Here is a 19,573-nt window from a genome sequence, read left to right as displayed (position 1 = left end):
CCGCCCCACTGCGACGGATCGACGCCGATCTTGACGCGGCCGAGGCCGCTGCCGATCACGCCGTTGTTGTTGAGCGCCGCAACGTTGATCTGCTGCAGTTGCTGCACGCTCTGGTTGATATTGATGTTGACGTTGGCGAGCGGGCCAGTGGCCCCGACGCCGACCCGATCGAGCCATGAGTTGCCGCCGCGGACGGTGGCAAGCGCGCTGCTGTCGAGTTCCTTGCTGAGCGCAAGGTCGCGGACGACGATGGTAGACATGGTGGTCTCCTCGGTAGCGGCAGCGTTCAGCCGACGTAGTTGCTGGCGTTCTGGTTCGTGTTGAGGTTGTTGCGCAGGTGCTCCTGGAATGCGGAGCCGTTGGCGAACATGCTGTTCACTTCCTGCATTTGCTGGTTCGACTGGTCGATCTTCGTGGTCTTGTCGAACGACAGCTTCACGGGGCTGTAGATCGAGGTGTAGGGCACGAAGCCGAAGCCGAGGCCGCCGCGAACGGCTTGCATGCCCTTGGCGTCGAGGGTTTCGGTAACGGACAGGTCGGTGATGGTCAGCGTGGTCATGGCAGTTCTCCTTGAGAGATTTGGGTGCTACGTGGTTTCAGGTTTGAGCATCGGGTTGGTGTCGCGCTCGGTTCTGATATCGCAGCAAGCGTGCCAGCGGGGTGGCCATCGCCCAAAGAAATTTGCAATGCCTTGAAAACACGGGGAAAAAACGCATTCGCGAGGCCTCCGCGGCGTGCCAGGCGCTGTGCCATGACGCGTCGATGTGGTGGGCCACGGACAACAGTCGGCGCGCGAGTGTCGTGCGTTCGCCAACGTCCCGCATGCGCGGCGGGTGCTGTGCGGATTGCGAATGCGGAGGGTGCGCACTAGTATCCATCGAGGACGCCATAACCACACGTCGGGAACGCATCGATGCCCAGCCTGACCGATCTGATACGCAACTTCCGGAGCGGTGGGCTGACGCGCGACGAATTTCTGGCGTCGATCGACCACGCGCTCGAAGACGAGACCACACCGGGGCACCTCGCGCGCGTGCTGAGCGAGGAACATACGCGCGCGCCGCTGCCCGCGAACGTTTATACCGAAGTCATGCGCCGCATCGAATCGCGCGTGGCCACGCAGTACGACCCCGTTGCCGAGGAGACGCGCGTGGGCGATCGCAGTGCGCCATCGTCGCCTTCGCTGTCGCCCTCGTTGTCGCCGCCATCGCTCTCTTCGCTCTCGTCGTCCTCGTCGCCATCGGCACCGGGCATGTCCGGCGCGCACGTGAAGGGCGTCGGCGACACGCTCAACGGCCGCTTCGTGCTCGAGGAATGTCTCGGCGTCGGCGGCATGGGCACGGTCTACAAGGCGCTGGACCTGCGCAAGCTCGAGGCCTCGGACCGCAAGCCCTATATCGCGATCAAGGTGCTGAACCTGCAGTTCAGCGCGCATCCCAAGTCGCTGATGGCGCTGCAGCGCGAGGCGCGCAAGGCGCAGCAGCTCGCGCACCGCAATATCGTCACCGTGTACGACTTCGATCGCGATGGCGCGACCGTCTTCCTGACGATGGAGTACCTGTCGGGCAAGTCGCTGAGCCGCGTGCTGCGCGCGCCCGAGTTCGCGGGGTTGCCCTACGCGAAGGCGCTGCCGATCATCGTCGGCATGGGCCGCGCGCTCGCCTATGCCCACGAGCGCGGTTTCGTGCATTGCGACTTCAAGCCCGCCAACGTCTTCCTGACCGAGCGCGGAGAGGTCAAGGTCATCGACTTCGGCATCGCGCGCGGCTTCCGCCAGCCCCTCGACGATGCCGACCAGACCGTCTTCGACGCGGGATCGCTCGGCGGCATGACCCCCGCGTACGCGAGCCCGGAGATGTTCGAGCATCGCGAGCCCGATCCGCGCGACGATATCTACGCACTGGCCTGCGTGACGTACGAACTGCTGACCGGCAAGCACCCTTACGATCGCCTGTCCGCCAATCAGGCGCGCGCGGCCAACCTCAAGCCCGCACAGCCGAAGGTGCTGTCGCGCGGGCAATGGAAAGCGCTGCGCCAGGCGCTCTCGCTCGATCGCGCCACGCGCACGCCGACCGTCGGTCGCTTTCTGGAAGGGCTTGGCGCGGAGCCGCAGCACGCGGGCATGCGCGCGCCGCTGCTGGCCGGGGCCGCCGTCGGCGCGCTGCTGGCCGCGGGACTCGGTTATTACGCATGGCGCGCCGGTGTTGCGCCGCACGATGGCGGGACGCAGGGGGTACCGGAACCGCCACGCACCGTCGCGGAGGCCGGCGCGCGGGGCACGCCCACCGCGCCGTCGCGCGAGGCCGGCAGCGTGCCGGCGCTCAATGGCGAATCGGCGTCGACGCCGTCGCCCACCGCCGCCACCGCCACCGCGCGCGCGTCTGCAAACATGCCGCTGGCGATGGAGAACGTCACGCCCGTGTTGGCGGCGGTACCTTGCTCGCTGCTGACCGCGCGCATCGAGGGCAGCATCCTCTACGTGAACGGGTACGTATCGGAGTCCGTTGCCGTGAAGCCCTTGCGAGAAAAGCTCAACGCCGTGCCCGGCGCGGGCAGCGTCAAGCTCGATCTGCAGCCGCTCGGCGAGGACAAGTGCGACGTCGTGAAGCTCCTGGCGCCGTATTGGTCTGCGAGCCGGTCTGCCGGCCGGTCCGCCAGTCTTGGCGGCAACCGGCAGGACGCGGCGTCGCTGCGGCCGCGCGGTGGCAACACGCGGCTCGCCGAAGGCTCGCCGCTCGTGATGGAGATTGCCACGCCCGCGCACGAATCGTATGTGTATGTCGACTACTACGTGGTCGATGGCAAGGTGGCGCACCTCGTGCCGAGCAAGCGCGTGCAGGGCAACCAGGCGCCCGCGAACTATCACGCGACGATCGGCGATGGCGGCGACTGGATCGTGTCCAAACCGTTCGGCAGCGAGCTCGTGGTGTTGCTGACCACGCCGGCGCCGCTGTTCGACGCGCGCCGGCCCGAATTCGAGACACGCCAGGAATACCTGCGCGCGCTCGAAAAGCCGCTTGCGCAGATGGCGAACCAGTATGGCAAGGATCGCATCGGCGCGGATCTCGTGCAGATTTCCACGCGCGCGCGATAGAGAGCGGCCCGCTACTTCATGTCGCGCGCCACGCGAAAGCCATTCTGCGACTGCCGCACGCTCGTGCTGTACTTGAAGCGCGTGGAAGAGACCATATAGGGCGCGCCTTCGCGCCACGAGCCGCCGCGAATCACGCGCGCGGTGCAGCCGTTCTCGTCCCACGCGCGGCCGTCGGCGGGCGCGCCCTTGTACGAGCTGTGCCAGCAGTCGCCGACCCACTCCCAGACGCTGCCGTTCATGTCGTGGAGTCCGTACGGATTGGCCGCGAACGAGCCGACGCTGGCCGGTGCCTCCTGGCTCCACGGATCGCCGCAGTCCTTGCAGTTGGCGTTGCCCTTCTTCATCTGGTCGCCCCACCAGTAGGCGGAGCTCGTGCCGCCGCGCGCCGCGAACTCCCATTCGGCTTCCGTCGGCAGGCGGTAGCTCTTGCCGGTGCTCTTCGATAGCCATGCCACGTACTGCTGCGCATCGTCCCAGCTGACGTCGCGGATGGGCGCGTTCTTCGCTTCGCTGCCGTTGGTGCCGATCTTCGGGCAGGCGCTGGCATCGGCGCACGCATTCCACTGCTCGACCGTGACCTCGTACTTGCCGATCGCGAACGGCTGCCCGATGTTCACGTGATGCGGCGGCCGTTCGGCGGGATCGCTCGTGCTGCTGCCCATCGTGAAGCCGCCCGGCGACAGCGCGATGAGCACCGGGCAGGTGGGACAGTCACGCAGTTCGCCACCGCGGGCGGCGGTGGCCGGCGCGGTGGCAGCGGCGGCGGCCGCGGCTGTGGCGGCGGTGGCCGGGGCGCTCGGCTTGCCTTCGCTCGGGTACGTGATGGCACCGGACGAGGTGCTGCCACCCGGGCGCGTACGCGCGGTGCTCGTGGAAGGCGTCGATGGCGCGGGGGAGGGCGGTGTGGCCGGTGTCGCGGTGAGGGGCGGCGGCGGTGTGCGGGATGCGGCCGGTGGTGCCGCGGGTGCGGAAGGGGCGGAAGGTGCGGTAGAAGGCGGCGAAGCGGATACGGGGGGCGAGGAGGGCGAGGGCGTGGGCGTCGTCGCCGCGGATGGTTTCGCGTCCGGCCTGGCATCGGCCTTCGAATCGGCCTTCGAATCGGGCTTCAAATCGCCCTTTGCCGCGGCCGGCGGCGCCGCGGCGCGGATGCGCTCGATGCGTGCCTTCGCGAGCGCGGCAAAGCGGCCATTCGGATACGCCTTCAGATAGGCCTCGTAGTCGCTCGCGTAATTGCTGTTCTTGACGGAGTCCCAGAACGAGAGTTCGTACTGCTCGTTACTGTCCTTCGGCAGGATCCCCGCATGCGCCGCCGGAGGCACGAACACTTCCGCGCCCTGCAGCATCGCGATTCCCAGACCGAGCACCACAAGCGTTTTCCGCCACATGTCGAAGGCTCCGTTGAGTCTGCTGTGAAGCCGCCGTGACCTGCATACGGCTCGTTTCAAGATAGCACAGCGGTCAGCGCCCGTAGCCCGCGTGACGGGTTCGCTTTTTCATGGCATCCGTCCTACGCTGTAGTGCACGTCGACGAGCGCGCCGCGTCACAACGTCCACCAAGAAAACGACTGGGAGGAGCGTGTATGTCCCGACGATTCCTGCGCCACGCGCTGGCAGCATCGCTGTTGGCCGTCATCCCCTCGCTTTCCACACCGACACCCGCGCCGGCCAATGCCGAGGCGTACATCATCTGGCCCGCCGACGGCACCGTGATCGATGGCGGCAAGCTCTGGGTGCGCATGGGCCTGAAGGGCATGGGCGTCTGCCCCAAGGGCATCGAGCGGCCCAACTGCGGTCACCATCACCTGCTCATCGACGTGGAGCTGCCGCCGATGGACAAGGAAATTCCCAACGATCGCAACCATCTGCACTTCGGTGCGGGCGAGACCGATGCGCGCATCGAACTGCCGCCCGGCAAGCACACGCTGCAGCTGTTGATGGGTGACAGCAAGCACATACCGTTCGAGCCACCGATTTACTCGAAGAAGATCACGATCACCGTGCGGTAGCGCACCAAGGTGCGCGTTGGGGAGTCACGCCATGACCAAGTCGACCGATCACGTTTCATCCACGCTCGTTGCCGTATTGACGCTGACGTTCGTCGTCGCACTGGGTGCCTCCGTCGGGCTCGCCTTCGCGCAGAGCAGTGCCCCGCATGGCGCGATGAGCAAGTCGGCGGGCAAATCCGCGCAAGACAGCGCGCCCAGGACCGGGGGTACCACGGCGGCGCCACCGAATGCCTATCTCTATATCGGTTACCCGAACGATCATCAGACCTTTCCCGCGGGCAAGCCGATCAAGGTCTGGTTCGGGCTGCGCAACATGGGCGTGGCGCCGAAAGACGTCAAGTTTCCGAACACGGGCCACCATCACCTGCTGATCGACGTCGACCTGCCGCCGCTCGACAAGGAAATTCCGAACGATCGCAACCACCTGCACTTCGGCGCGGGCGAGACCGAGACCACGATCGAACTGCCGCCCGGCAAGCACACGCTGCAGCTGCTCATGGGCGACGAGAAGCACGTCCCCACCACACCGCCGGTCTACTCGAAGAAGATCACGATCTACGTGCGATGACGGTTGTCGGGCGTTCGCCAACACCAGGCGGCGCAACTGTCGGGACGCGCCCACCACTCGCCCATCGGGTCCGCCGCGCATCGCTCGCGGACCGCATCTCGAATCCCCCGTATTTTCAAGGCATTGCAGGCAATTCGACCACATGGCACGCAGGCTGGCACGCTTGCTGCGATATCAGGACCGAGCGCGACACCAACCCGATGCTCAAACCTGAAACCACGTAGCACCCAAATCTCTCAAGGAGAACTGCCATGACCACGCTGACCATCACCGACCTGTCCGTTACCGAAACTCTCGACGCCAAGGGCATGCAAGCCGTTCGCGGCGGCACGGGCTTCAACTGGGCGCCGATCACCTCGGTGTACCACCCGGTGAAGCTGTCCTTCGACTCGACGACCAAGATCACGCAGTCGAACCAGCAGATGCAGGAAGTGAACAACATGTTCGCCAACGGTTCCGCGTTCCAGGACCATCTGTCGAACACCGTGAACACGAACCAGAACGCCAGCAACACGGTGTATCGCTGATCCGCCGCAAGCGCATCTGCCAGGAAAGAGGCGGTATCGAAGTCAACACCGCACGGGGAGCTTGATGCCGGGGACACCTCCGCCCCGGCAATTTTTTTGTCTGGCGCCTCCCATCCCGTTTTGCCGAACCACAATACAGATTGCCGGGACGCGTTTGCGCGCCGGCCCTGCTCTGCCCAGGAGGACATCGTGTCCTACGTTTCCCGTTCCGCTCATTCCCTGCTGGCCGCGATGACGGTGCTTGCCGTCGCGGGTTGCGCGGACTTCCGGCCGCCCGAGTACAAGCGTCCGGAAACGCCGGCCAAGGCCGCGTGGTCGCGCGACGACGTGGTGACGGTATCGCCGGACGAGACCATCGTGCCGAACTGGTGGCAGGGCTTTCAGGACCCCTACCTCGACGGGCTGGTCACGCGGGCGCTGGCGGGCAACTACGACATCAAGGTGCTGGCCGCGCGCATCCGCGTGGCGAATGCACAGATCAGCGAAGCGCGCGCGGGGGCGCTGCCGGTATTCGATATCGGCGCGGGCGCGAGCTTCGAGAAGACCACGGGCCAGGCGCTGACGCGCACGTACAACCTCGGCGCGCAGGTCAACTGGGACATCGACGTGTGGGGCAAAGTGGAGAAGGGCGTGCAGGCCCAGACCGCCGAGTTCCGCGCGACGGAAGCCGATTGGCGCGCGGGTTACCTGACGCTGGTCTCCGCGGTGTCCATCACGTATTTTCAGATTCTGCAGTTCGACGAACAGGTCGATCAGCAGTCGCGCACCGTCGCCCGCAATGGCGAGATCCTCGCCACGTACAAGGCGATGTATGCGAACGGCCTCGTGCCGCAGATCCGCGTGATGCAGCAGCAGGCCGAAATCAACCGGCTGACGAAGGACCTGATCGAACTGCGCCGTTCGCGCAACGTGGCGGAGAATGCGCTGGCCACGCTGGTCGGTGTGCCGGCCGGCGAACTCAAGGTGCCCGTCGGCCGCTTGCAGGACCGCGTGAAGTTGCCCGTGGTGCCCGCGGGGCTGCCGTCGCAGCTGCTCGCGCGCCGGCCCGATATCGTCGCGGCCGAATATCGCGTGCTGTCCGCGTACAACATCGTGGGCCAGGCGCGGCTCGCGCAGTTGCCGAGCGTGAGCCTGACCGCGCGCGGCGGCACCGCGAGCTTCGCGCTGTCGGACCTGCTCAAGTCGTTCACGTTCGGCTTCATGCCCAGCATCAATCTGCCGATGCTCGACCCGAACGTCCGCGCGCGCGTCAAGACCACCGAGGCGGGCATCGGTGTGGCGGAGAACGAATACGGCCGCACCGTGATGACGGCGTTCGAAGAAGTGGAGAACGCGCTCGTCAACGTCGATGCGCACAAGAAGCAGCGTGTGGAGCTCCAGCAGCAGGTGGATCAGCTGCGCGTGGTCTCGGCCCAGATCGAGGCACAGCTGAAGGAGGGATTGGTCACGCAGCTGGAGGTCTTCGAGACCGAGCGTTCGCTGCTGACCGCGCAACTCGCGCTGTTGGAAGTTCACCAACAGATTCTTTCGGACACCGTCACGCTCTACAAGGCACTCGGGGGCGGGTGGCCCGCCGAGCAGGTCCGCAATGCTCCCGCGGAGAGCCCGGTCAGCACGATCGTCGGCGCGCCGCAATGAGGGCACCAGGGCGGGCACCACTGCGCGCCAGCGCGCGCAGAGGCCGATTGACTCATCCGAAGCGTCGCCTACTATGTTCTTACTCGTGACATCCCGTCCCTCGCGCCGCTCGCGTGCGTGCGGCCTGACCAGTCCGACTGTTGGTTGTCTGGAAACATGACGCGCGACGATGCCCTGATCATGGACGTGCCGGCAAAGGTGGATCAGTCTCTCGATCGGACCGCCGATCGTCGCTACGATCGAACCTTCGGCCACGCGTTCGACATCCTGCTGATGCCGCTGTCGCGGCCCGATCTCGGCGAGATTCGCATCGGCGAGGACCTGTTCGCGATCGGCCGGGGCGAGGCGCCGTTCGCGGCGTATCCGGCGGATGCCACCGCGGTGCTGTCCCGCCGGCACGCGCGCATCTTCTCGGAAGACGGTGCCGTGTATGTCGCCGATCTCGGCAGCAAGAACGGCACGCACGTGAATGGTGCCGCGGTCGCGCAGCAGCCGGCCGCATTGCGCGATGGCGACGAGCTGAGCTTTGGCGCGGAGCTGTCGTATCGCGTGAAGCTCTATCCGCGCGCGCCCGTGCAGCAGAGCGGCCTTGTCGTCGCGCTGACGCCGATGCGCCAGGACATCGGGCTGCAGCCCATCGTCATCACGGGGTTTCCGTTTCTCGTCAGCAAGGCCGACGATACGTTCGAGCGCTATCGCGACGCCTATCCCCATCAGGTCAACTACCTGTCGCGGCGGCATGCGCATCTGTACCTGAAGGGCGGGGCGCCGTGGATCGAGGATCTGGGCAGCACCAACGGCACGTTCGTCAATGGCGCGCGGCTCGGCGATCACGCGGTGCGCGTGGAGGCCGGCGACGTGCTCGCCTTCGGCGGCACCCACTTCGTCTACCGGCTCGATATCGAGGACCACTCGGACGGCGATGCCACCGCAACGCGGTCGCTGCAGGCCGATCGCCCCGCGGTGGTGGCGCCTGCCGGCAATGCCCCGGCCGCGCTGGTGCCCGACGTCGACGAGGATGCCGACAAGACCACGTTCGTCGGGGCCGCCGACTCGTTCCTCGATATCTTCTGCGTCGACTACGCGGCGAAGCAGGAAGACGAGGTGAACCTCGAGCCGATGCCGGACGCGAGCCACGCCGCGCAGGGCGCGCATGCGCCCGTTGCGCGCAAGCGTGGACGCACCGCGCTGATGTGCGCGGAGATCGCCCGCACGTTCGGGCTGCGCGATCGCGCCCAGGTCGCGCGGGCCATGCGCTGGACCGTGGCCGTGCTCATCGCGGCGGTGCTGGTCGGCGGCAGCCTCTACTGGCGCAGCGCGCCGGATCGCTCGCTCGAGCGGCTGATGGCGGAGCACCAGTACGCGCGCGCGGCGGAAGTGGCCGACGAATACCTCGCGCGGCATCCGAGCGATCCGACGTATCAGGCCATCGGTACCGAGGCGATGCTCGACGCCTACGTGCCGGGATGGGTCGGCAAGCTGCGTGCGAAAGACTTCGTCGGCGCCGAGACCGCGCTCGCGCATATGCGCGGCACGAGCCAGCACAACACCGACGCCCGCGCATTGATCGACGAGCTTGCGTGGGTCGGCAGCGTCAGCCGCTTTGCGGCCGAGCGCGGTGGCGACGATGCGCGCATCCGGCTCTACCGCGACGAAGGCGATATCCGCAAGCTGCTCGCGCACTGGGAGCAGGATGCCAAGGCGCACCAGCGCGCGCTCGACCGCATCGCGAACACCGTGCCCGTGTTCGCCGAGACCTATGCGGGGACGCTCAGCGCGCTGCGCAAGCTGCAGAACGACGATGCCGTGTATCTGGCCGCGATCGAGCGGCTCAATACGTCGATTGCCACGGAGCTGGGCCGCGAGCAGCCCGAAGCGCTGCAATCGATGCTGGCCGAGTACCGCGACAAGTATCCACGCCTGGCCGGGCTCGATGCGACCGAAGCGGACCTCAAGCAATACATCGCGCTGATCCAGGCGCTGCGCAACCGGATGCTCGGCCCGCTGACCGCGCAGATGGCGGCCGTTCACTTCAGCACGCCGCCGTTCCGCGCGGCCTATGACAAGCTCGCCGCGGAGAAGCTGCCCGAGGCGGCGATCGCCGAGCACTACGTTGCCGCCACGCAGGCGTGGGCGCGCGGCGAAGGGGAGGCGGCGCTCGGCGCGCTCGGCCGTATCGAGGCGGGGCCGTGGCGCGAGGAGCTTGCGCAGGACATCGCGCACAAGCGGCAGGTGCTCGACCAGTACGCGGCGCTGCCGCGCGCGCGGGGCACCGCCGGCTACGAAGACCAGTTGCTGGGCCTGCACGCGATGCTCGACCCCGATGCCGACGCCTGGTACGTGCGCGCCATCGATGGCGATGTGAACGCGATCCGCGAGGCGGCGCTGCGCCGCGCGAACCTGTTGCTCAACCGCGCGGCCACCGCGTGGCGCCAGTATCGCAACAACGGCCTGATCGGCGGCGAGCAGCGGCTCGAGGCGGGCATCTCGCCGAAGTTCCGCGCGCAGGCGAAGCTGCTCGCCGACGCGCAGGCCGATGCGCGACAGGGCCTGCGCATCTACACGCAACTCAAGGCCGACGAGATCTCGCAATGGAGCAAGGTGCGCGACGATATCCAGGCCGAGGTCGATCTGCAGCGCCGCTCGCTCAATGACCTGCGCATGGTCCTCGATCCGGCCGTGCTGAAGGCCAAGCTGGCGCTGGTCGGCGAGCCGACACCCACCGCCACGGTGGCGGCGTCGCCGGGAGGACGGCGATGAACGACGAGAATCGCCTGCGTCCGCTGCACGAAGCGCTCGACGACCACAGCGCCGAAGGCATCGCGCTGCTGACGGCCGAGCCCTCGCGCCTCACGATGCTGACCATCGTCGTCACGGGCGCGCTCGTGCTGTGCGCGCTGCTGTGGTCGTTCATCGGGCATGCGGACGTGATCGTCAGCGCGCAGGGCACGCTTGCACCGGAGTCCGAAGTGCGCCGCTTCTACGCGCCGGTCGATGGCGAACTGGCGGACCTCTACGTGGCCGAGGGCCAGCCCGTCTCGAAGGACGATGTACTCGCGCGCCTCAATGCGCGCGGTGCCATCGAAGCCGCGGCCAAGGCGCTGGAAGCGCAGCTCAAGCTTGAGGATTCGGAGCGCGAGTGGCGGCAGTTTCCGGAGCGCAAGGCGTTGATGGAACGCCGCGCGGCCGCGCTCAAGCAGCAGCTGGAACTGGGCACGCGCCAGCACGAGAACCGCATGGCGGAGGGCACCACGCGGCTGGCCGAGCAGCAGCGCGCGCAGTTGCAGGAAGCGCGCAGCAATCTCGAGAACGCCCGCCGCGCGCGCGACTTCGCGCGGCAGGAGCAGGACCGCTATGCGCGGCTGTTCGCGCTGCCCGGCGGCGGGGGCGTGTCGCAGGCGCAGGTGGAAGCCAAACGCGCCAGCGCGCAGGAGGCCGAGAACGGCCTGCGCGTCGCGCAGTCGCGGCTGGCCGAACTCGATGCGCGGCTGGCGCGCGAGTACACGCAGGCGAGCGCGGACCTCGAAGGCAGCGGGCAGGACCTGGCCAACCTGCGCATCCAGTACGACGCGCAGATGCGCGAGATCGGCAGCACCGAGGACAAGCTGCGGCTGCAGGTGCAGACCGCGCGGCTGGTTGCGGAAGCGGCCGCGCGCATCAAGTTCGAGAACATCGACAAGGACAACTTCCTGCTGATTCTTGCGCCGACATCGGGTGTGATCACCGACGTCACGTCCACGCAGCGCGGCGACAAGGTACAGGCGAACGCGCCGCTCGGCGGCATTGCGCCGAAGGATGCACGGCCCGTGCTGCGCGTGGAGATTGCCGAGCGCGATCGCGCGTTCCTGCGGGAAGGCCTGCCCGTCAAGCTCAAGTTCAGCGCGTTTCCGTACCAGCGTTACGGGCTGATTGCCGGCACGCTCGAATACATCTCGCCGGCCACCAAGCCTTCGGGGCCGGACAAGCAACCGGTCTATGAGGGACGGGTGCGGCTGGCGCAGGACTACTACACCGTGGCGGACCAGAAGTATCCGCTGCGCTATGGCATGACCGCCACCGCGGAAATCGTGGTCCGCGAGCGGCGGCTGATCGATCTCGGGCTCGATCCGTTCCGGCAGGTTGCCGGCTAGCCCGCTTACGCGAAAAAAGGGGAGAAGGCGATGACGGCCATCGTGCGAATCGACGAGGAAGTGATCGACGTCGACGAATTCATCCGCGTGCTCAAGCTGACCGGGCAGTTCGAAGGCATCGTCGAACAGCTCGTGAGGGAGAAGCTGACCGTGCATGCGGCGCGCCGGCATGGCATCACGCTGACGCCCGAGGAAATCCAGGCGCGCGCCGACCAGTTCCGGCGCGTGCAGGGGCTGCATCGCGCGGCCGACATGAACCACTACCTCGATGCGCTCGGCGTCAGCCTCGACGAGTTCGAGCGGTTTATCACGGACAGTCTCTACCAGGAAAAGATGATGGCGCGCATCTGCGACGATGCCGCCGTGGAGACGTACTTCCAGCTCAACTCCCCGAAGTTCGACAGCATCGAGGTCAGTCATATCGTCGTGGACAGCGAGGGCAAGGCGCGCGAACTCGTGTCGTATCTGCAGGACGATCCGGACGCGTTCGCCGAGATGGCGCGCGAGCATTCGATCGCCGATACGCGCGAGCAGGGCGGCGAGATCGGCAAGGTCCTGCGCGGGTCGTTGAAGAGCGATATCGAGGCCAAGGTGTTCAATGCGGAAGCGGGCGATCTGCTCGGGCCGTTTCCGGCCGCCGATCGTTCGTTCTTCGAGGTGTTCCTTGTCCGCGCCAAGCATCCGGCGCGGCTCGACGAAGACGTCGCGGTGGAGGTGCGCCGGCGGTTGCGCGAGGAGTGGCTGATGGCGAGGGCACAGGAACATGTCATCGAAGCCCGTTAGCGAACCTTCTGCCGATGCGTCGGCCGACGCCTCGACCGGTGCCCCGACCGGTGCATCGACCGGTGCATCGACCAGGCCCGAGCCCGTCGCGGAGACCGCCCTTGTCGATTTCCTCGCAACCGTCGAGATCCTCTCGTCGCTGACCCGCGCGGAGCTCGAACGGCTGGCGGCAAGCGCGCGCACGCTGTCGTTCGGCTTTGGCGACACCGTCTGCAATGCGGGCGAGCCCGCCGATGGCCTGTTCATCGTCCGCACCGGCTCGGTGCGCGTGTTCAACGAGGAGCACGGCAAGGAAATCAGCATGGGCGTGCGCAAGACCGGCGAGGTGTTCGCCGATATCGCCATGCTGCGCGAGTACCGCCACGAGTCGTCGGTGCGCGCGTCGGGCAAGACCGAGCTGCTATGTATTCCGCGCGCGGTCAGCGAGGCCGTGGTGGCCGCCAACCCCGCGGCGCTGGCGTTCATCACGAGCTACGTCGCCATCAGTTCGGCGGGCGGCTTCGTCGCGCGGCTGTTCGACCTGCGCGGCAAGCTCGACCGCTCGGAACTCGAGGACGCCGTGCGCAGTGTCGGCGTCAAGCGCGTGACCGCGGGGCGCGAGATCCTGCATCAGGATGGCCGCGACGATCGCCGGCTCTATGTGGTGCGGCAGGGCACGGTGCGCATCGTGCGGACCGAGGACGGCGAGACCTATCCGCTGGCCACGCTCGGGCAGGGCGATATCTTCGGCGAGCGCGCGTGCGTGATGCGGCAGGAGCAGATCGCCTCCGCGATCGCGGAAACCGATGTGCGGCTGCTCGTGATTCCCGAGAAGACCGTACAGCTGATACTCGAGCGCAATGCCAGGCTGCGCGAGGTGCTCGAGGAACGCATCCGCGTGATCGACCGCGAACTGCATCGGCAGCAGAAGCTGGCCGAGCGGCGCAAGCGGCCCGTGCTGCTGGACCTGCATTCGAAGCCAGAGTTCGGCGAGCGCGTGATCCGGCGTTTCGCGCTGGTGGAGCAGGCCGAGGAGATGGATTGCGGCGCGGCCTGCCTCGCCATGATCTGCCGGCATCATGGGTTGACGCTGACGCTCGGCAAACTGCGCGAGCTCGCCAACGTGACGACGGCCGGCGCCACGCTCGACAGCCTGGCGCGCGCGGGCGAGTCGCTGGGCTTTACCACGCGCGGGGTGCAATGCACGCGCGATGCGCTGCTCGGCTTCGAGCTGCCCTTTATCGTCCATTGGGAGGGCTATCACTACGTCGTCGTGTACGGCATCTCGCAGCATCATGTCTGGGTAGCGGATCCCGCGCTCGGCTTCCGCAAGATGAGTACCGAGGAGTTCGAGCGCGGCTGGAGCGGAACCTGCCTCGTCTTCACGGCCGGCGAGTCGATGGCGCAGCTGGCGGTGGCGCGGTCGCCGTGGCTGCGCTTCATCAGCTACCTGTCGCCGTACAAGCGCATCCTCGCCCATCTGTTCCTGGCCACGTTCGTGATCCAGCTGCTGGGCGTGGTGCCACCCCTCATCATCCAGAACATCCTCGATGGGGTGGTCGTGCACCAGAACGTGGGGCTGCTGCATCTGCTGATCGTGGGGCTCATCATCTCCAATGTGTTCACGCAGCTGATGGCCACGATTCGCGCGTACCTCGCGAATTTCATGGTCCGCAACATGGACTTCGCGATGATGTCGCAGTTCTTCAAGCACACGCTCGCGCTGCCGCTGTCGTTCTTTGCCAAGCGCAAGACGGGCGATATCTTCGCGCGCTTCCAGGAGAACCAGACGATCCGCGCGTTCCTGACCGAATCGACGGTCACCACGGCGCTGAATCTGCTGATGGTGTTCATCTACTTCAGCATCATGTTCGTCTACAACGTCAAGCTCACGCTGCTGCTGATCGCGTTCGTGATTCCGATTGCCGCGCTGACCGTGATCGTCACGCCGCGCCTCAAGACGTTTGCGCGCGACGTGTTCACGGCGTCGACCGATGCCAAGGCGTATCTGATGGAGACGCTCGGCGGCGCGGAAACCGTCAAGGGCATGGGCATCGAGCGCGCGGTGCGGCTGCGCTGGGAGCGCAAGTACGCGAAGGCGCTGGACCGGCAGTATCAGGCGCAGTCGTTCCATATCCTCGTGGGGCTGGTCAGCCAGCTGCTGAACGCCGCGACGACGATCGCGGTGCTGTGGGTCGGCGCCACGCTCGTGCTCGAACGCGAGCTCACCATCGGGCAGTTGATCGCGTTCAATGCCTTTATGGGCAGCGTGCTGGCGCCGCTGATGGGGCTGGTCGCCTTGTGGGGGCAGCTCAACGACGCGGGCGTGGCGATGGAGCGGCTCGGCGACATCCTCGATCTGGAGCCCGAGCAGCGGCCGCAGGACGTGGCATCGCGGGTCATGCTGCCGGACCTGCAGGGCGATATCCGGTTCGATGGCGTGTACTTCCGCTACGGCGGCGACGAGACACAGTACGTGCTGGAGAACATCAGCTTCCACGTTCGCGCGGGGGAGATGGTGGCCATCGTGGGGCGCAGCGGATCGGGCAAGACCACGCTGGCCAAGCTGCTCGTGGGGTTCTACAAGCCGAGCGAGGGCACGATGAGTATCGACGGTTACGACCTCAACGTGATCGACACCGAGTTCTTCCGCGCGCAGGTGGGCTATGTGATGCAGTCCAATCTGCTGTTCTCGGGCACCGTGGCCGAGAACATCGCATGCGGCGACGATGCGGCCGACCGGCGGCGTATCGAGGAGGTGGCCAAGATGGCGGACGCGCATGCTTTCATCTCGAAGCTGCCGCTGGGCTACGAGCAGGTGGTGGGCGAGCGCGGCATCGGTCTGTCGGGCGGGCAGATCCAGCGTCTCTGCATCGCGCGGGCGCTGTATCACGATCCGCGGCTGCTCGTGTTCGACGAAGCGACATCGGCGCTCGATACGCAGTCCGAGAGCAATATCCTCGCGAACATGCACGATATTATGCGCGGACGCACGGCCGTCATCATCGCGCACCGGCTCAGCACGATCATGCAGGCGGACAAGATCCTGGTGCTCTATGAAGGGGCCATCGTCGAGCAGGGGCGGCACGAGGAGCTGCTGGAGCGGCGCGGCATGTACTACCAGCTGGTGCAGAAGCAATTGAGCGCGGCATGAAACTGTTCAATCCGGGCCGACCGGCCACTCCCACCGAGACCACGGCACAGACGCAAGCGACGCCACCGTCGTCGTCATTATCGGGCGCTTCGTTCGGCTCGCGCCTGACCACGTCCGCGGTATCGTTCGCGGGCCTGATCGAGCGCGTCGAGATTCTGCGCTCGACGCTGCGCTGGGCCTCGCGGCTGGAACGGCCCGAGATCGAACGGCTGCTCAAGCAGGCCACCTCGCTGCGCGACGAAGTGATGGGCCTCTCGCACCGCGAGCGCTTCGTGCAGGCCGCGGTCAAGGAGGGGGATGCCGCCGAGGCGGCCGCGGAGATTGCGGAAGTCCCGGATGTCGAACCCATCGCGCGATCGTCGCGCGAGCGGCGGCAGGCGCTGCTGGAGCGCAGCTTCGTGTTCGAAGGCACGTTCGGCGACAATGCGAAGCTGCTGGAAGCGCTGGAGATCGCCGAGAAAGCGGCGCCCACCGACCTGCCCGTGCTGATCGACGGCGAAAGCGGGACCGGCAAGGAGCTGATGGCGAAGGTGATTCACGCCAACGGCTCGCGCGTGGAGCGGCCGTTTATCTCGGTCAACTGCGGCGCGATTCCCGACAGCCTGCTCGAGTCCGAACTGTTCGGCCATCGCAAGGGTGCGTTCACGGGCGCGAGCAACGATCGCAAAGGAAAGTTCGAGAGCGCGCATACGGGCACGATCTTCCTCGACGAGATCGGCGAGCTGCCGCTGACGGGGCAGGTCAAGCTGCTGCGCGTGCTGGAGGCGCACGAGATCCAGCGGGTGGGGTCGGACGAGGTGATCGCGGTGGACACGCGCATCGTCGCGGCGACCAACAAGGACCTGCGGCGCATGAGCCAGGAGGGGACGTTCCGCGAGGACCTGTTCTATCGGCTGAGCGTGATCCATGTTTCGCTGCCGGCGCTGCGCGAGCGGCGCGACGAGATTCCGCTGCTGGTCGCTTATTTCGGCGACGAGGCCGCGGGGCAGCTCAAGCGCCGGCCGCTGAAGCTGACACCGCGGCTACGCGACTTCCTGCTGCATTACGGCTATCCGGGGAATATCCGCGAGCTGCGCAACCTGATGTACCGGCTCTCCTGCCTGGCTGGCGACACCGCAGACCTCGCGCATCTGCCGCCCGACATCCGCCCCGGCGCGGCTGCGCAGGCAAAGGTCGCCGCCGGCATCGATGCCCCGGTGCCGACGTCGCTGAGCGAAGCCAAACGCGCGGCCAGCGACGAAGCCGAGCGCGCGTTTCTCGAACGCGGATTGCAGGAGGTGGGCGGCACGGTCGCCGAACTGGCCCGCCGCTTCGAGATGAACCGGTCGCATGTGCAGATGCTGCTCAAGAAGCATGGCATCCATTCGAAGGATTTTCGGGCGGGGCGGCAGGGGGATGGGAAGTAGGGGATGGGAAGCAGGGCGGGTCGGCTCAGACTTCCGGATTCAACAACGTCCGATCCGATCCCCCACCAATATCCTCGGCCCGAATCACGATCACCGACACGTTGTCATGCCCGCCATTGGCCAGCGCAAGATCCACGAGCTCGCGCGCCGCCGCCGTGCAGTCGCCGCTCGCCATCGCCTCCGCGATCGCGGGGTCCTCCACTTCGTTGCTGAGCCCATCGCTGCATAGCAGGAACATATCGCCATCGCCGATCTCGATCTGCAGGTCCTCCAGGTTCAGCGACGTCGCCGCCCCCACCGCGCGCGTAATCGTGTTGTGCGCGGGATGGCGCCGCGCCTGCTCGGCCGTGATGAGCCCACGCGCGCGCAGGCGCTCCACCTGACTGTGGTCGCGCGTCAGCTGCTTCAGGTGCCCATCGCGGAACAGATAGAGGCGGCTGTCGCCGGCCCAGAGGCAGGCACACCGCCGCTCGCACGCCATCAGCGCCACCACGGTGCTGCCGATCACGCGCACCTGCATGCGCGCCGCCTCGTCGATCAGCACCTGATTGACGGCCTGCAGCGTCGCGCGGGCCGCAGCCACCGCCTCGTCGAGCTCCTGCGTCGGCGGCATCGCGTCGAGGGCCTGCACGATCGTGCGGCTGGCGAAGTCGCCCACGGCATGGCCGCCCATGCCGTCGGCAACCGCCCAGATGCCGCGCTCGGGGGCATCGAAGCAGGCGTCTTCATTGCGTTCCCTGACCAGTCCGACGTCCGTGCAGGCGGCGGAGGTCCAGCGGAATTGCGTAGCGCAGGTCACGGTGCTCTCCGGCGCGGATCAAAGGCGGCTCCGCGCAAGCGCCGCCCCCCGGGGCAGCATAACGGCGCGCCCGCTCCGACGATGCCGGGGGCGGGCTCCCGATGCCGGCTCAGACCAGCCGGCCCTTGTTCTTCGCACCCTGGCCCGCATCGACGCTGATCGAGGAATTCGGCGCGTCGTTGCGGACGTCGATGTTCTGGAACTGATTGTTCATCTGTTCAGCATAGAAGCTGTAATTGATCTCGTAAAAGTTCACGACAGGTGCCATGGCACTTTGGCGCGGGGCAACATAGGGCTGAATCCAGCCGAACACCCATTGCGCGCCGCCGCCCCGCACGCAGGACATGGCGCGGAAATCGAGTTCGCGGCGGACGGCGAGGTCCTTGATCGTGAGGGTGGCCATGGCGGTCTCCAATCGGGGATGGCAGTGCCACAGATACAGCAAACGGCGTGCCAATCGCCGCGTCGCAGGGCGCGTCCCGCCATCCCTTGATCTGGCGGGATGGCCCGCGCGGTCCGGTCTCGAACGGTCGGCGCCGGGCCAACACGTGCGGGCCGATATGTTGGATGGCAACCGACCAATTCCGGCGTTGCGCGACCGCCATCGCCCGCGATCCAGCGCCACGCCGCGGCGCACGAAGCGGCGCCCCCACTGGCACGCTTGATGCAGAAAGGTTGTCGCCCGCCAGCAAACAACAACTCACCGAACGAGACCGCCATGCAACCCCGAGCCCAAGCCCAGATCCGAGGAGACTACGCCCCCGACGCCTACCTGCCCGGCACGCACCTCGTGACCGCACGCGACGGGTACTTCCACCACGGCATCTATGTCGGCCGCGGCCGCGTCATTCACTACGGCGGCTTCTGCGACGCGCTGCACGCGGCCCCGGTCGAAGAAATCTCGCTCGAAGCGTTCGCCCATGGCAACCCGGTCACGGTCAAGCCCGAACCGTTCGCCCGCTACCTGGGCGCCCAGGCCGTCCACCGCGCCCGCTCCCGCCTCGGCGAGGACCGCTATCACCTGCTGACCAACAACTGCGAACACTTCTGCACGTGGTGCGTCCGCGGCGTCGCGCGCAGCGAACAGGTGGAGGCCTGCATCCGCCATCCCCGCGAGGGCATGCAGGTCGCACTCCTGCTGCTGCGCCGCGTGCTGCCATCGGGGCTGACGATCGAGGCGGGAACGGTGGCAAGCGCTGCGTAGCGGAACGACGCCGCGCAAGCCCGTCTCGTCCGAGGGCAGGCCTTTTTCGTTACCCGGCACACATCGTTTTGCTATACTCCGCCCCTGCTCCCGGCAACGGGTGCGCTGGTCCGCTCGCCGTAGTTCAATGGATAGAACGAGCGCCTCCTAAGCGCTAGATACAGGTTCGATTCCTGTCGGCGGGACCATGTTTCGCGCGCTATCGCACGCAATCGTCCGTTTCTGACTCCCTCGTTTTCCGTCGTCCGCCCGGCGACCGGCTATGATGTCGGCTTCACGCGGCCC

General features: G+C 66.9%; 16 protein-coding genes and 1 tRNA gene. 12 read left to right on the top strand and 5 right to left on the bottom strand.

What is annotated here, in order from left to right; all coding sequences use genetic code 11:
* Positions 1–260, bottom strand: a 260-nt coding sequence (locus AAHB16_RS29265; protein ID WP_342052625.1) for a hypothetical protein, incomplete at its 3' end; no start/stop codon positions are given.
* Positions 261–286: 26 nt separating this feature from the next.
* Positions 287–559, bottom strand: a complete 273-nt coding sequence (locus tag AAHB16_RS29260; protein WP_150372424.1) for a hypothetical protein — start codon at positions 557–559, stop codon at positions 287–289.
* A 354-nt stretch (positions 560–913) separates the two neighbouring features.
* Here AAHB16_RS29260 and AAHB16_RS29255 point away from each other — a divergent pair, with 354 nt between their 5' ends.
* Complete coding sequence (locus AAHB16_RS29255) at positions 914–3,094, top strand: serine/threonine-protein kinase (protein WP_150372423.1); 2,181 nt, start codon at positions 914–916, stop codon at positions 3,092–3,094.
* Between the two features lie 11 nt (positions 3,095–3,105).
* Here AAHB16_RS29255 and AAHB16_RS29250 read toward each other — a convergent pair whose 3' ends face one another.
* Entirely contained in the window at positions 3,106–4,479 is a 1,374-nt protein-coding gene (locus tag AAHB16_RS29250) for a formylglycine-generating enzyme family protein (RefSeq protein WP_342052624.1), read from the bottom strand.
* A 195-nt stretch (positions 4,480–4,674) separates the two neighbouring features.
* Here AAHB16_RS29250 and AAHB16_RS29245 point away from each other — a divergent pair, with 195 nt between their 5' ends.
* The 9 genes from AAHB16_RS29245 (at position 4,675) to AAHB16_RS29205 (ending at position 17,285) form a co-directional block, all read left to right on the top strand.
* The gene (locus tag AAHB16_RS29245; protein ID WP_150372421.1) at positions 4,675–5,100 is read left to right on the top strand and encodes a DUF4399 domain-containing protein; all 426 of its coding nucleotides are present in this window, start codon (positions 4,675–4,677) and stop codon (positions 5,098–5,100) included.
* A gap of 154 nt (positions 5,101–5,254) precedes the next feature.
* The gene (locus AAHB16_RS29240; RefSeq protein ID WP_223851505.1) at positions 5,255–5,668 is read left to right on the top strand and encodes a DUF4399 domain-containing protein; all 414 of its coding nucleotides are present in this window, start codon (positions 5,255–5,257) and stop codon (positions 5,666–5,668) included.
* 251 nt (positions 5,669–5,919) lie between these two features.
* Positions 5,920–6,195 carry a hypothetical protein gene (locus tag AAHB16_RS29235; protein ID WP_150372419.1) on the top strand — a complete coding sequence of 92 codons (276 nt, stop codon included), beginning with the start codon at positions 5,920–5,922 and terminating at the stop codon, positions 6,193–6,195.
* Between the two features lie 231 nt (positions 6,196–6,426).
* Positions 6,427–7,833 (top strand): efflux transporter outer membrane subunit, encoded by a 1,407-nt coding sequence (locus AAHB16_RS29230; protein ID WP_150373853.1) that lies wholly within the window; start codon positions 6,427–6,429, stop codon positions 7,831–7,833.
* A gap of 156 nt (positions 7,834–7,989) precedes the next feature.
* On the top strand, positions 7,990–10,593 hold the full coding sequence (locus AAHB16_RS29225) for an FHA domain-containing protein (protein WP_342052623.1): 2,604 nt from the start codon (positions 7,990–7,992) through the stop codon (positions 10,591–10,593).
* Positions 10,590–11,963, top strand: coding sequence for an HlyD family efflux transporter periplasmic adaptor subunit (locus AAHB16_RS29220; RefSeq protein ID WP_150372417.1), 1,374 nt, complete (start codon positions 10,590–10,592; stop codon positions 11,961–11,963). The genes AAHB16_RS29225 and AAHB16_RS29220 overlap by 4 nt, the downstream gene beginning before the upstream one ends.
* A 30-nt stretch (positions 11,964–11,993) precedes the next feature.
* Complete coding sequence (locus AAHB16_RS29215) at positions 11,994–12,746, top strand: peptidylprolyl isomerase (RefSeq protein WP_150372416.1); 753 nt, start codon at positions 11,994–11,996, stop codon at positions 12,744–12,746.
* Positions 12,727–15,879, top strand: a complete 3,153-nt coding sequence (locus AAHB16_RS29210; protein WP_342052622.1) for a peptidase domain-containing ABC transporter — start codon at positions 12,727–12,729, stop codon at positions 15,877–15,879. Before AAHB16_RS29215 ends, AAHB16_RS29210 begins: the two co-directional genes overlap by 20 nt.
* Complete coding sequence (locus AAHB16_RS29205; RefSeq protein WP_342052621.1) at positions 15,876–17,285, top strand: sigma-54 interaction domain-containing protein; 1,410 nt, start codon at positions 15,876–15,878, stop codon at positions 17,283–17,285. Before AAHB16_RS29210 ends, AAHB16_RS29205 begins: the two co-directional genes overlap by 4 nt.
* A 25-nt stretch (positions 17,286–17,310) precedes the next feature.
* On the opposite strand, the gene AAHB16_RS29200 is transcribed toward AAHB16_RS29205, so the two are convergent.
* Together AAHB16_RS29200 and AAHB16_RS29195 are read right to left on the bottom strand one after the other, a co-directional pair.
* Positions 17,311–18,084, bottom strand: coding sequence for a PP2C family protein-serine/threonine phosphatase (locus AAHB16_RS29200; RefSeq protein ID WP_342052620.1), 774 nt, complete (start codon positions 18,082–18,084; stop codon positions 17,311–17,313).
* A gap of 109 nt (positions 18,085–18,193) precedes the next feature.
* Complete coding sequence (locus tag AAHB16_RS29195; RefSeq protein WP_150372413.1) at positions 18,194–18,487, bottom strand: hypothetical protein; 294 nt, start codon at positions 18,485–18,487, stop codon at positions 18,194–18,196.
* Between the two features lie 315 nt (positions 18,488–18,802).
* On the opposite strand from AAHB16_RS29195, the gene AAHB16_RS29190 reads away from it, so the two are divergent.
* Positions 18,803–19,288 carry a lecithin retinol acyltransferase family protein gene (locus AAHB16_RS29190; RefSeq protein WP_150372412.1) on the top strand — a complete coding sequence of 162 codons (486 nt, stop codon included), beginning with the start codon at positions 18,803–18,805 and terminating at the stop codon, positions 19,286–19,288.
* A gap of 113 nt (positions 19,289–19,401) precedes the next feature.
* A tRNA-Arg gene (locus AAHB16_RS29185) sits at positions 19,402–19,476 on the top strand.
* Positions 19,477–19,573: the final 97 nt, after the last annotated feature.

Source organism: Cupriavidus sp. OTU4054, from assembly GCF_038440175.1.
GTDB lineage: Bacteria > Pseudomonadota > Gammaproteobacteria > Burkholderiales > Burkholderiaceae > Cupriavidus > Cupriavidus pauculus_D.
This window is presented reverse-complemented; position numbering and strand designations above follow the sequence as displayed.